The 12,877-nt window shown below is 60.1% G+C and carries 9 protein-coding genes and 1 other RNA gene; 3 read left to right on the top strand and 7 right to left on the bottom strand.

What is annotated here, in order from left to right:
- Positions 1 to 5: 5 nt before the first annotated feature.
- Both CHH27_RS11280 and CHH27_RS11275 read right to left on the bottom strand, forming a co-directional pair.
- The gene (locus tag CHH27_RS11280; RefSeq protein ID WP_094071672.1) at positions 6 to 1,649 is read right to left on the bottom strand and encodes a chloride channel protein; all 1,644 of its coding nucleotides are present in this window, start codon (positions 1,647 to 1,649) and stop codon (positions 6 to 8) included.
- A 118-nt stretch (positions 1,650 to 1,767) separates the two neighbouring features.
- On the bottom strand, positions 1,768 to 2,268 hold the full coding sequence (locus CHH27_RS11275) for a thioesterase family protein (RefSeq protein WP_094071671.1): 501 nt from the start codon (positions 2,266 to 2,268) through the stop codon (positions 1,768 to 1,770).
- A gap of 129 nt (positions 2,269 to 2,397) precedes the next feature.
- Between CHH27_RS11275 and CHH27_RS11270 the strand changes: the two genes are divergently transcribed.
- On the top strand, positions 2,398 to 3,822 hold the full coding sequence (locus CHH27_RS11270) for an FAD-binding oxidoreductase (protein WP_094071670.1): 1,425 nt from the start codon (positions 2,398 to 2,400) through the stop codon (positions 3,820 to 3,822).
- A gap of 182 nt (positions 3,823 to 4,004) precedes the next feature.
- Positions 4,005 to 7,829: an AsmA-like C-terminal region-containing protein gene (locus CHH27_RS11265; protein ID WP_094071669.1), complete on the top strand. Its 3,825-nt coding sequence runs from the start codon at positions 4,005 to 4,007 to the stop codon at positions 7,827 to 7,829.
- A gap of 362 nt (positions 7,830 to 8,191) precedes the next feature.
- On the opposite strand, the gene CHH27_RS11260 is transcribed toward CHH27_RS11265, so the two are convergent.
- The 4 genes from CHH27_RS11260 to ssrA all read right to left on the bottom strand — a co-directional run bounded on the left by CHH27_RS11260 (position 8,192) and on the right by ssrA (position 9,785).
- Positions 8,192 to 8,416: a ribbon-helix-helix domain-containing protein gene (locus CHH27_RS11260; protein WP_094071668.1), complete on the bottom strand. Its 225-nt coding sequence runs from the start codon at positions 8,414 to 8,416 to the stop codon at positions 8,192 to 8,194.
- A 6-nt stretch (positions 8,417 to 8,422) separates the two neighbouring features.
- The gene (locus CHH27_RS11255) at positions 8,423 to 8,632 is read right to left on the bottom strand and encodes a DUF4169 family protein (protein WP_094071667.1); all 210 of its coding nucleotides are present in this window, start codon (positions 8,630 to 8,632) and stop codon (positions 8,423 to 8,425) included.
- Positions 8,633 to 8,658: 26 nt separating this feature from the next.
- Positions 8,659 to 9,240: an SspB family protein gene (locus CHH27_RS11250; RefSeq protein WP_094071666.1), complete on the bottom strand. Its 582-nt coding sequence runs from the start codon at positions 9,238 to 9,240 to the stop codon at positions 8,659 to 8,661.
- Positions 9,241 to 9,414: 174 nt separating this feature from the next.
- Positions 9,415 to 9,785: a transfer-messenger RNA gene (gene ssrA / locus CHH27_RS11245) on the bottom strand.
- Between the two features lie 152 nt (positions 9,786 to 9,937).
- Between ssrA and CHH27_RS11240 the strand changes: the two genes are divergently transcribed.
- Positions 9,938 to 10,732, top strand: a complete 795-nt coding sequence (locus CHH27_RS11240; RefSeq protein ID WP_094074681.1) for a thymidylate synthase — start codon at positions 9,938 to 9,940, stop codon at positions 10,730 to 10,732.
- Positions 10,733 to 11,381: 649 nt separating this feature from the next.
- Here the strand turns inward: CHH27_RS11240 and CHH27_RS11235 are convergent.
- On the bottom strand, positions 11,382 to 12,767 hold the full coding sequence (locus CHH27_RS11235; RefSeq protein ID WP_157738870.1) for a multicopper oxidase family protein: 1,386 nt from the start codon (positions 12,765 to 12,767) through the stop codon (positions 11,382 to 11,384).
- Positions 12,768 to 12,877: the final 110 nt, after the last annotated feature.

Genomic DNA, 12,877 nt, shown 5'->3' with positions numbered 1-12,877 from the left:
ATCAGCTAGTTGTGCTCTTCCTTGGTCGCCTTGATCAGCGCGGCATTGAAATAGCGCAATCCACGTACATGCCGCGCAGTGCCGATGATTGTGGACGCATCGCCCTTGGCGACGACAGGCAGTGCCGCCTTGCCGCAGCTGTCGAAGCTCTTCAGTGCGCTTTCCAGCGTATCGGTGTCGTGAAGATACGGTCCGTCCTCGCCCGGATTGAAGGCACGCTCCTCCTCCGCTTGCGGCGGCGGATCCATGAAATCGCGCACCTTCACCGTTTCGCTCAGGAACTGGTGAACACCTTCGTTCACGAAACAGCCGCGCATGCCCAGTTGCCAGTGGAAATAGGACTTGCCATGGACGGCCTGGGTCAGGCCGGTGGCAATGGACACGGCAAGGAGCAGCGCAATCGAGAGTGCATAGCCGCCGGTCAGCTCGAAGACGATCACCGTGGTTGAAAACGGTGCGCCAAGCACGGCCGCGGCAACCGCCCCCATGCCCAGGATGGCATAGAGGCCGTGACTGGAGGCGACTTCAGGAAAGACGGAGGCGGCAATCAGGCCGAAGGCGCCCCCCGTCATGGCGCCTAGATAGAGTGATGGCGAAAAGATTCCGCCTCCAAAACGCGATGCGAGCGTGATTGCCGTGGCCGCCGTCTTGACCACGAGCAAGGTCAGCATGGTCGTGATCGGCAGCGATTGTTTGAGCGCAAGATCGGTCGCTTCGTAGCCGACACCCAGAATGGCCGGAAAAAATACGGCAATCGCCCCGACCGCAAGGCCACCGATCACCGGACGCAACCAGAGCGGCATGGAAATGTTGCGGGCCGTCCAGTCAGTGCCGATCAAGGCGAATTGAAAGATGATCGCGACGGCCGCACAGGTCAGTCCAAGCAGGGCAAAGGCGGGAATTTCCAGATAGGACGTGATTTCATATTGCGGGATTTCGAAGGCGGCGACGTTGCCGAACCAGAGCCGCGACAGCAGTGTGCCCATGACGGAGGCAAGCACGATCGGCACGAACGCCGAGACGGCGTAGTGGCCGAGGATGACCTCATGGGCGAAAAGCACGCCCGCGATTGGTGCGTTGAACGAGGCGGAGACACCACTGGCGACCGCGCAGCCAAGCAGGACACGCCGGGCTGAATCCGGCAAACTGAAGAAGCTGCAGACCGCTGTGCCTAGTGTGGCGCCCAGATGCACGACTGGGCCTTCGCGACCGGCACTGGCACCGCTGCCAAGGGATATCGTCGTCACCAGGGCGGACCAGAGCCCGGATTTGAGCGGCAGGCCTCGACCGCCATAGGCGCGCGCCTCGATGACATCGGCAACGCCACCGGCACGCTGTTGCGGGTGAAACTTCTGCAGGATCCAGCCAACCAGAAGTCCACCGATTGCCGGGGCGAGCAGAATAACCCACCAGGGCTGTTCGGCAGCCGCCTGCCAGGTGCGTTCGGTGGTCGTCTGAAGCCAGGGCCATTGCACGAGCCCGATCGCCGTTCGAAAGGCGATGGCGGCAAGGGCCACCAGCGCGCCGACAATGATGGACAGGGCCCAGACAAGATGCAGCCGGCTTGCCCGGAACTGGCGCACGTTCGGCGTTATCCAGCTGACGAGGATAGTGGGAAGCTGAGCGGCGGTTTCCAGTATCTTGCGCATCACTCACGAGCGGGCAGGGGGCTTCGGCTGGAAGCCATTTTGCCCGAGTCGGAGGGAAAGAACAGACCTGCAAACCCGATTTATGGCCTGTTCACAGACCTTTGCGTCATCGGGTGGTTCAATTCCTGTGTTTTTTCCGGATTTCGACATGACGTCCTGCGCGTTCCGGTCGAGGCAGGCCCTGCTGGGCATCGGCAAGCTCCGTCAGATTGGCAAGGATGTCCTCTGGCCAGGGGGCGACCTTGCGCGCATTCATGTCAACGTGAAGGCTCAGTTGTTCGCTGGTTGCCGACAGCCAGCCTTCCTCGGCATGATGCAGTTCCTGGTAGAAATGCGCGCGTTTTTCGTCAAAATCGATGAGTTGAAGCGTCACCGATACAGGCATGCCGGCGCTCAGTTCCCGCAAATAGCAGACATGGGCTTCGGCGGTGAAGAAAGAGGCGCCACGGTCTTTGACGTAATCAGGCCCCAGGCCCAAGTGATGAAACACCTCGTCAACCGCCGTGTCGAACAGAACATTGTAATAGGCCATGTTCAAATGGCCGTTGTAGTCGATCCAGTCCTCCTTGACCGTCATGACGGTGCTTGTCACCGGTTCGCGTTTCCAGGACCCTGCCATGCAATTTCTCCGCGTGATTCCAGAATGAGCCGTGTCTCGGGCGCGATTGCCTTTGACCTTTCGGATTTGCGCTAACATATTCAAAAAAAAACTGGCGTGGCCATAGCCGCGCCTGGTGGAGGACAGACTATGCCGGAATTGGCCAACGCGCCGGGAACAGTGCAATCAGGGGACACACAGACAGGCATCGCCGCCGTTATTGCTCAACTGAAGGAGAGATTCCCGGACCGTTGTGCCACGTCTGCTGCCTTGCGTGAACAGCATGGCCACACCACCACCTGGCTGCAGAATCAGCCGCCGGACGCCGTCGTTTTTGCAGAGACCACGGAGGAGGTCGCCGAGACTGTCAGGATCTGTGCAAGGGGAAAGGTGCCCGTAATCCCGTTCGGCACCGGATCCTCGCTTGAAGGACATGTCAACGCGCCGCTGGGCGGGGTGTCGATCGACCTCTCGCGCATGAATGCGATCCTGGACGTGAATGATGCCGATCTTGATTGCCGCGTCCAGGCGGGCGTGACCCGGAAGCAGCTGAACAGCTATATTCGCGACACGGGCCTGTTTTTTCCGATTGACCCCGGTGCGGATGCATCGCTCGGAGGCATGGCGGCGACGCGGGCCTCCGGCACCAATGCGGTGCGCTACGGCACGATGAAGGATGCGGTGCTCGGCCTGACGGTGGTCACACCGGACGGACGCATCATCCGGACCGGTGGCCGGGCAAAGAAGTCGTCCGCCGGCTATGATCTCACGCGGCTCTATGTCGGTTCGGAAGGCACGCTCGGCGTGATCACCGAGCTGACCTTGCGCCTTCATGGACAGCCGGAGGCGATTTCCGGCGGGATCTGCCCCTTCCCGGACGTTGCGTCCGCCTGCCAGGCCGTCAGCATGACCATCCAGATGGGCTTGCCGGTGGCGCGCATCGAGCTGCTCGACGAGGTTCAGGTGCGCGGCTGCAACATCTATTCAAAGCTGAACCTCGCCGAAACGCCCACCCTTTTCCTCGAATTTCACGGATCGGAAGCCGGGGTGAAGGAACAGTCGGAGATGTTTTCAGAGATTGCTGCCGAACTCGGTGGCGGACCGTTCGAATGGGCGACGGCCGCCGAAGACAGGACGCGGCTCTGGGCGGCCCGGCATGATGCTTATTGGGCCGGCAAGGCGCTGAAACCGGATGCGCAGATCATGGTGACGGATGTTTGCGTGCCGATCTCGAAGCTGGCCGACTGCGTTACGGAGACCGCAGAAGACATCCGCGCACATGGCTTTCTGGCACCGATCGTCGGTCATGTCGGCGACGGCAATTTCCATGTTCAGGTGCTGGTCGACTTCAATGACCCGGAGGCGGTGCGCGAGACGGAAAAATTTGTTGAGCGTCTGTCGCTGAGGGCGATCGACATGGGCGGCACCTGCACAGGTGAACACGGCGTGGGGCAGGGCAAGCAGAAATACATGGCCCGCGAACATGGCGAAGCGCTGGATGTCATGCGGGCCGTGAAACAGGCTCTGGATCCGGATAATTTGATGAATCCCGGCAAGATCCTGCCGCAGTCATGATATTGTATCGAATCAGACCAATAAGCTCGATCTGGATTTTTGCTGGTCGGTTTTGAAAAAGGCACGCTGGCGGTGACAAAACCGTGTTTGCGGTGCAGCAGGGATCGGGTACACCTGTCCGGCAAGGTTTCCGGTGACGTTGGAAAGCAAGGAGACGAGGCCTGAACTCCGTCTATATCACGTTGGGCGTAACGGTGATCCTGGTGCTGGTGGCAGCACTGGTGGGACCATTCTTTATCGACTGGACAAATTACCGTTCCACGTTCGAGATCTATGCGGAGCGCGCCCTCGGCCACAAGGTGACCGTTCTGGGCGAGGCCGACCTGCGTCTTCTGCCGGCACCATCGATCAGTTTTTCCGATGTCCGGGTAGGCGAGGCGGAAGACCCGCTTCTGGTTGTTTCCAAATTCGACATGCGGGTGGAATTGCCGCCCTTGATGAAGGGCGAGATCCGCGTCATCGAAATGGAGCTGGACCGGCCGCATCTGGCGCTTGCACTTGATGAAGAGGGCCGTCTGGACTGGCTGACCGCGATGACCTCGAACGGCGCGCTTGCCAAGCTGGCGCCGGAAGACCTGGCCTTTGAAAAGGTCACCATCCGGGATGGCGCCCTGACCATCGTCGACGCACGCTCCGGCGAAACGCACCAGGTCGACAATGGCAATCTGGCCGTTTCCGCACGCACGCTTGCCGGCCCTTTCAAGGCATCCGGCAGCCTCACTCTGAACGGTGCTCCTTTCACGGTCAGCCTTGCGACCGGCCAGGCGCGGCAGGAAAGCGGAATTCGGATCAAGGGGGAGGTGACCCCGACCGACCGCCCGGTGAATTTTGCCTTTGACGGCATGTTGCAGGAAGTCGATGCAACACCGGCTTTCGACGGCCGCTTTACCATTGCGTCCGTTGCATTGGACGAAGCGGATCAGAACAGCTGGCAGGCCGAAGGTGTTTTCTCTGCCGATATTGCCGAAGTCGCGATCCCGGAATTCGAGTTTCGCTACGGTCCGGAGGACCGGCGCCTCAGCATGACCGGCAATGCAGATCTGGTTTATGCCGGCGACAAGCGTTTTGAAATCCGCGCCAAGTCCAAGCAGGTCGATCTTGACCGTTTGCTTGGGGGCGGGCCGCAGGCGCCGGTCGAGATCGAGGCCGCCGGTGAGCGCCTTGTCGCCGCCCTCCGTGCCGTGCCGCTGCCGTCGATTGATGGCGCGATTTCCATGGATGTTCCGGCGCTGGTCGCAGGTGGCGGGATCATCCAGAACGTGCGGCTCGACCTTGAAACCATGCTTGGCGGCTGGCGCATTGCCCGCCTGGCCGGTCGTTTGCCCGGTCGGACGCTGGTTGCCACGCAGGGGGATCTGGGTCTGGAACCTTCGATGACCTATCGCGGGGCAGTGTCCGTCAGTTCCGATCAGCCGGGTTCGCTTCTGAGCTGGTGGCGCCAGAAGGATCTTGGCGTCAGCACGATGGATCCGGTGTCGGTGGAAGGCCGGTTGAACCTGGTGCCGGAAGGGGCAGCACTGGACAATCTTCGGCTGACCCTTGCCGGCGCGGAGGCGCGTGGCGGCCTCGCTTATCGCAAACCGCGCAATGGCAATTCCGTGTTCTCGCTCAGCCTTGATGCGGAACGTGTCGACCTGGATCAGATCGAAGGCCTTGTGGCCCTGATCCGCCCGGATCGGGACGCATCGGGTGCGACCCGGGATCCGAAAGGCCTCGACGTATCGTTGCGCCTCAGGGCGCGGGAGGTGGTCGCGCGGGGCGTTGAAGGGGCGGGTCTGACGCTCGAAGCGGAATATTCCGATGGCGGTGTGCGCATCGACCGGCTGTTTGCAGATGATCTGGCCGGAGCACGGCTCGATGTTGACGGAGAAATCCGCAATCTCTTTTCCGCGCCGGAAGGGGCGGTGTCCGGAACGCTGGACGCCCGCGACCTCTCCGGTCTTGTAGCGCTCACCGGCAGCCTTTTCCCGGATTCAGCTTTTGTCGAACGGCTTGAAAAGGCGGCGGCCAGCCTGGTGCCGGCGAAATTCGATGCCGAGTTGCGGGCTGCGGCGGTTGGCGGGGAGACTGACATGTCCCTGCGCCTCGACGGTTCGGCGGGCGGCGCCGAGACGGCGCTTACCGCTGCGCTGAAGGGCCGGGTCGATGAATGGCATGCGGCCGATCTCGATCTGTCGCTTGCCCTGAAAGGTCCGGATGGCGGCAAGTTGCTGCAGCAGCTCGGCTTTGACGTCATTCCGGTCGAGGCTCTGGGAACGGGTCGGCTGGATGTCACGGCTGCGGGCAAACCGGAAGAACAGCTCAAGCTGGGGCTTGCGGCCGTTGTCGGGACTTCGCAGCTCAGCGGCAGCGGCAGCTTGAGGCTGGCACCCGACGCGGAGCCTGAATACCGCTTTGCCCTCTCGGCCAAAACCGATGACCTCGCACCGCTTGCCCTCATGGCAGGCCGTGTTCTGCCGGTCATGACCGGCACGATCCCGGCCGAGCTTGCCGTTGATTTTGACGGTGTCGGCAGTGCGATTGCCATCAGCCGGGCGGAAGGGGCCGTTGGCGAAACCAGGTTCGAGGCGCGCCTTGAAGGGGATCTGGAACCGGCTCCGGGTGAACGCAATAGGAGGTTTTCCGGAGAGCTCACCTTGAACCAGGCGGACCTGCGCGGCCTGACCGAGCTTGTTCTCGGGCCCGACCAGTGGTTTGCCGCCGGAGACGGTTCCAGCATCTGGCCGGTTGATCCGTTCGGGGCGCCGTTGCTTCACGGATTTGATGTCAGTCTTGCGTTCCAGGCGGACAGGCTTCTGCTGGACGACGAAAACGAAATAACCGGGCCGCGCGCCGAGTTTCGTCTGTCGCCGTCGCTGATGCGGCTGGACGGGCTGAGCGGTGCTTTTGCAGGTGGGAATCTCAATGGCAGCCTGTCGATCCGGCGCAGCGAGGCGGAAGCCGCCTTGTCCGGCAGGGTCAAGCTCGACAAGGCCGACCTGCGCCAGCTGTCCTGGCGCCCGGAGGGCCGGGCGGTTGCCTCCGGCTCGCTCGATCTCTTCCTGGAATTTGAGGGCGCCGGCCGGTCGATTTCAGCCATTGTCACCGGGCTCAGCGGTGGCGGCACCTTCTCCATGGAAAAGGGCGACTTCCGGGGCCTTAATCCGCAGGCGTTCCCGCTGGTGACCCGTGCGGTCGATGCCGGACTCGAACTTGCGGACGACAAGATCCGCGATGTCTTTGTCAGTCACATGGCTGCTGGCAGCCTGCCGTTTGAACGGGTCGACGGAACGCTGACGCTGGTCGGCGGACGCCTGAGTGCCCGCAATGTGGTGGTGGATTCAGAGCGGGCGGAAATCTTCGGTTCGGCGGAAGTGGATCTCGGCAGCTACGATCTGGATGCCGACTTCTCGCTGAAGGTCGACCCGGGTGAAGAGGCCGTCACCGGCGCCGAGCCGCAGGTCGGGCTTTTGTTCCAGGGGCCGGTCGACGGACCGGCGAGACGCGTGGATATCGCCCCTTTCACGGCCTATCTGACCCTGCGCGCCTTCGAGCAGGAGGTCGAGCGGGTCGAGAAGCTGCAGGCGGAAATCCTGGAACGGGATCGTCTGGTGCGCGAACTGAAAGCGCAGCGGGAAGCCGCCGACCGGCGTGTGCGGCTCGCCGCGGAAGCCGCGCAGCGCGCTGAGGAAGAACGGCTCCGGCTGGAACAGGATCAGTCCGGCACCGGGGATCAGACCTCCGAGGAACAGGAAAACTCGGCGCTTCAGCCTGAGACCGTTCCCGAGGCTCCGGTACCCAGGCAGCAGAGCAGCGTGACGCCGGCCGAACCGGCTGCGCCTTTTGCCGAGCGCATCCGCGCTCTTCTGGAAACACCGGGAAGCGAGGCGATCACGGCTCCGCCCGCAGCACCACCAGCCGCCAAACCCGCCAACAGCCTGCCACCGCTCGATCCGCCGGTGTCAATCGAGGACCTGATCACCCAGGATGTCGGTGGTCCGCTGGTTCTGCCGGGACTGCCGCAGTAGGTCCTGTCGGAACGCCACTTATTCCTGACACTGCTTCTTTGCTTCCTGGCAATCATCTTCACAGTGAATGCACAGGCGCCCATTGACCGGACAGCGGATTGGGCTTCGGCCTGTAACAAGTCTTCTCAGCTTTCCAAGGAAAGACGGCACGTCCTGATATGCCATGTACGCGGTGGCGAAAAACACCAGGGCGGCTGGAAAATAAGATGCACTAGGCTCTGGAAAGGTCTGATGGACGAAAATCGAGAGAAAAACCAAGGAAAATAGAAACTTGATTTGGTGCTTTCGGAGCAATTTAAAAATTTTCGTGCTGACAATACTTGGTCGAGTGTGATTTTAAGTCGTTGATTTTACTTGTTTTTCTAGAATCGGTTTTTTGTCGAGGCAACCTGCTTCAACGCCCATACCCGTACCGCAGAAGAGAGCGGATCCTCCGGATCCCGGGTGTCGTCGATCTCGGCGATCAGACTGGCCAGCGAACGTTTCTCGGCCGCAATGAACCTATCGACCACGTCCCAGAACTCAGGCTCGAGCGCCAGGCTGGTGCGGTGGCCGTGGAGGGAGAGGGAGCGTTTGAGAAGGGCCATGCAAGGTCAATTGTCGGCGTCGTTGCCGGACGGATCATCCTGGGCCAGCCTGTGGCCGTCGACATGGCTTTCGAGGTCTTCGCGCCGTTTGCGGGCGGCTTCGCGCTCGGCCTTCGAGCGGCCGTATTTGCGGCGGTTGTCTTCCGCCGCCTTGTGTTTGTCCTGGCGCTGCTTCTGTTTGCGCGCCATGCGCAGATTGATGATCTCCGCGCTCATGGGAAGCTCTCCGGCTGATACTGAAATCAGGTCTTCTTGCGGAAGGCGTCCAGCGAGACAACTTCGCCGCCACCGTCGCCGGCTGGGGTGTCCGCCACAGCGTCATCCTTCTTGTCGGATTTGGCGCTTGCAGCTTCCTTGCTGTCATCCTGTTCACCGTCCGTCTTGGACTGGCTGTCTTCGTGGTCCTGTTCCGCCTTGGCAAGTTCTTCCACGGCTTCCAGGAGTTCTTCCGGCAGTTCCTCGGCGGTCTTGCCCGGATCGAATTCCAGCGCAAACTGAACCGAAGGATCAAAGAAGCCCTTGATGGCGGAGAAGGGTACCAGCAGTTTTTCCGGCACGCCGCCAAAGGACAGGCCGACCTCGAAGGCATGTTCGCCGATCGCGAGGTCCCAGAACTGGTGCTGCAGGACAATGGTCATTTCCTGCGGGTAGCGTTCTTTCAGGCGCTGCGAGATGCGCACGCCCGGCGCGTTGGTGTCGAAGGCGATGTAGAAGTGATGATCCCCGGGCAGCCCGGTGCGTCCGACTTCGGCAAGGATTTTCTTGACCGCGCCACGCAGCGCGTCCTGGATCAGAATGTCGTATCGCAGAAGGTCTTCAGACATCAGTTTCGTTCGAATCTCGCTTGGATTATCGTCTCTCTGGAGCACATTGACGGGCCGCGATCAAAAAGAAAAGGCTCTTTTCAAAGTGAACCCAGATTAATGTGTCCTGCTCATCAAGAACGCTCCGTCTCATGACAGAATTGTCCAGGTCAAGGCTTGGGGAAGGCAAGATCAAGTGGAGGCTTCTGTTGCCAGGTGCCTCCGAACCCCGCCTGGAGGTGCTAACCAACAGGACTTAGTGGACTACCGGCGCAGCATTACGCTGCGACAGCGTTGTCCATAGCATAGTTGTCGTTTGCAACTATTAGAACAGCCCGATAACGGTGGTACAATGCCGAGCAAAAGCACAGTCTTTACGCCCTCGTCGATCCTATTTCGCCCCCGCCGAAACCCATGAGATTTCCTGAGCTTAAGCCCCATGGGCTTGGGTGGAGGCGCCGGGTACCGCCCCCGGGTCCGATAGGTTTATTGCACTGACAGTTTATTGCCATAGCTGGCGAACCAGCACTGCTGATATAGGCGGTTTGGGGCTGAATTAAAAGGCCCTTTTCAGTCAGTGCCTTGCTTTGCCGCCTTATTGGAGTGCCATCCACAGACTGTTCCGAAGCTGGGGAAAGTGCCTGCCGAGGGCTGTGTTTTCGCCAAAATCTGCGACATTAACCTCAACACCAGAAACAAGAGAGCAGGGGCCGCCACCGTGCAGCAGTATCACGATCTCATGGCCAAGATCCTGGAAGACGGCACCGACCGGGGGGACCGGACCGGCACCGGCACGCGCTCCATCTTCGGTCACCAGATGCGTTTTGATCTGGCCGAAGGCTTTCCGCTGGTCACGACCAAGAAGCTGCACTTGAGGTCGATCATCCACGAGCTGCTCTGGTTTCTCGCCGGTGACACCAATATCGGTTACCTGAAGGAAAACGGTGTCAAGATCTGGGACGACTGGGCGGACGAGAACGGTGAACTCGGTCCGGTCTACGGCTATCAGTGGCGCTCCTGGCCGGCACCGGATGGCCGTTCGATCGACCAGATCACCAACCTGCTCACCATGATCCGCACCAATCCGGAAAGCCGCCGGCTGATCGTCTCGGCCTGGAACCCGGCCCTGGTCGATGAAATGGCGCTGCCGCCGTGCCACTCCCTGTTCCAGTTCTATGTCGCGGATGGCAAACTTTCCTGCCAGCTTTACCAGCGCTCGGCGGATGTGTTCCTTGGTGTTCCCTTCAACATCGCCTCCTATGCGCTGCTCACCATGATGGTCGCCCAGGTCACCGGCCTCAAGCCCGGCGACTTCGTGCACACCTTCGGTGATGCCCATCTTTATTCAAACCATTTCGATCAGGCGCGCGAACAGCTGACCCGGTCGTTCCGTCCTCTTCCGGAGATGAAGATCAACCCGGACGTGACAGATCTCTTTGCGTTCAGGTTCGAGGACTTCGAACTGTTGGGCTACGACCCGCACCCGCATATCGCGGCGCCGATTGCAGTGTGATGCTTTTCCCAACTATAAGCCGGTCATCATGCCGGGTGCCACGTGTACGAGCCACTTGCCCGGATTGTCCGTGACAAGGGCGGTCCTGACCGTTTCTCGTGAGTATCTCGAGGCCAGGCAGACGCCAAAACTGAACGCCTCCGGGACCCATCAGGTTCTCAATCGAGGGCAGTCCATCGAGAAGATCTATTCAGCGACAATTGGTTCAGTTTGATCGAAATAGTGCGTCACGAATGCGAAACAGAATGGCGCGCCAGGTTGCCCTCGACTTGATACCTGTTTCAGATTGTTGACTTGGTGTTGTGTTTCCAACAGTTCGGGAAAGAGTGGTTTCAGGTGTCTGGATGCGAGATTCCGGAATTACGCCCTGTTTGACTCCTTTGGCGATGGCATTTGCAACGCCATTTGTGATGGGCAATGGTGCATCGTCCATAGTGCGAGTAGCCTCTCAATCAATACATGAAATTTCGGGTTTATTTTAACGAAGAACTGTAATTTATACAAATTTTTTGGATATACACGCTTTTTGGTGTTTATTATTATTAAATTTTCGTGGAATGGATTTATTCAGGATATTTTGTTTGAGTTTATTTTCATACTTCTATTGAAGTATTAAGAGTATGTGGTGTGAGGAGTATTGTTGAACTTCTCACACCACCTCGAACCAGGTCATCATGCCCGAGGCCGCATGGCCGAGCATGTGACAGTGGATTAGCCACTTGCCTGGATTGTCCGTGACAAAGGCGATCCGGACCGTTTCCCGGGGCTGGGTGGTGAACGTATCGCGCCAGTCGGGATGTTTCAGTTTTTCACCGTTTCGTTCCAGAACCCTGAAATGATGACCATGCAGATGCATGGCGTGCGCAAAACTGGTGTCGTTGCGGCTTTCAATCACGATGGTTTCGCCGTTTTGGGCGCTGAACAAAGGCGTGTCGTCCATGCCGGCCTTGCCGTTGAACGCCCAGAACATGCCGTTCTCCATCATCTGGCGGATTTCGTCTTCGCTCTTCTCCTCCATCAGCGCCCGCATGCCCATCATGGCGCCACCGGCCATGTTGAGCGGCACTTTTCGGGCAGCCTCCAGGTCCGGTTCGGGCAGGGCGTTGGCCGCCGGCATGGTGAACGGCCGATCCGGCGCCGACGCCTTTGAGACCTTGAAGGTCGCAAACTGGAAAGGCTGGCCGGTCATGGTTTCAAAGGCAATGTCCTCCGCCGTTTCCGGGCGCATCACCAGATCCATGCGCTGCGCCGGTGACAGCTGAAGCGTGCCGTCGATGTCACGGGCCTCGTCAAAAGGCTGGCCATCGAGTGCAATCACCCTTGCCCCAAAGCGGGACGGGGCGATGTCGAGCACACGGGACGCGGAGGAGTTGATCAGCCGGATCCGGTGCCAGCGATCCTGCTGCAAGGAAATGTCCGGCATGGAGGCGCCGTTGATGGTCAGCCAGTTGCCGAGGCGACCGGCATGGGAGAAATCGTGGCGCGCGCCGAAGCTAGCCGTTTCCAGCGTGCCGTCCTCTTTGAGCCGCCAGTCGTTCAGCATCAGGGTGATGTCGTTGGCTGGATCAAAGACCGGTTCGTTTTCCTCGACGATCAGCGGGCCGGCGAGACCGCGCGGCACCTGGTTCCAGCTCATCGTGTGGGCGTGATACCAGTAGGTGCCTGCATCGGGCACGACGAAGTCATAGTCGAAGCTTTCGCCAGGCTCTACCGCGGGCTGGGTCAGGCCGGCGACACCATCCATGGCATTGTCGATCCGGATGCCGTGCCAGTGGACCGAGGTTGCTTCCTCCAGCTTGTTGAGGAACCGGATTTTGACCCGCTCACCGCGTTTCACTCGGATCTCCGGTCCCGGCAGGCGGCCGTTATAGAGCCAGAGATCCGACAAACCGCCATCGTTGCCGTAGAGCCGAGCCTGGCCCTTTTCGGCGGTCAGCTCGAAAAATCCGTCCGCTGACCGGGCCAGCGAAAATGTCGGCAACAGAGCCGCGCCGATCCCTGCTGCGGAGGTTTTCAGAAAAGTTCTGCGGTTCACTAGGTCTCTCCCAGGCTGCTGATGGCACTGCCCCGAGTTTCAAATGATGGTTCCAGCAAGGGGAGGGTCAAGAGCACGGGCTTCCCTTGTCATAATAATGCTCGCATTCA

Source organism: Labrenzia sp. VG12 (genome assembly GCF_002237595.1).
Taxonomy (GTDB): Bacteria; Pseudomonadota; Alphaproteobacteria; order Rhizobiales; family Stappiaceae; genus Roseibium.
This window is presented reverse-complemented; position numbering and strand designations above follow the sequence as displayed.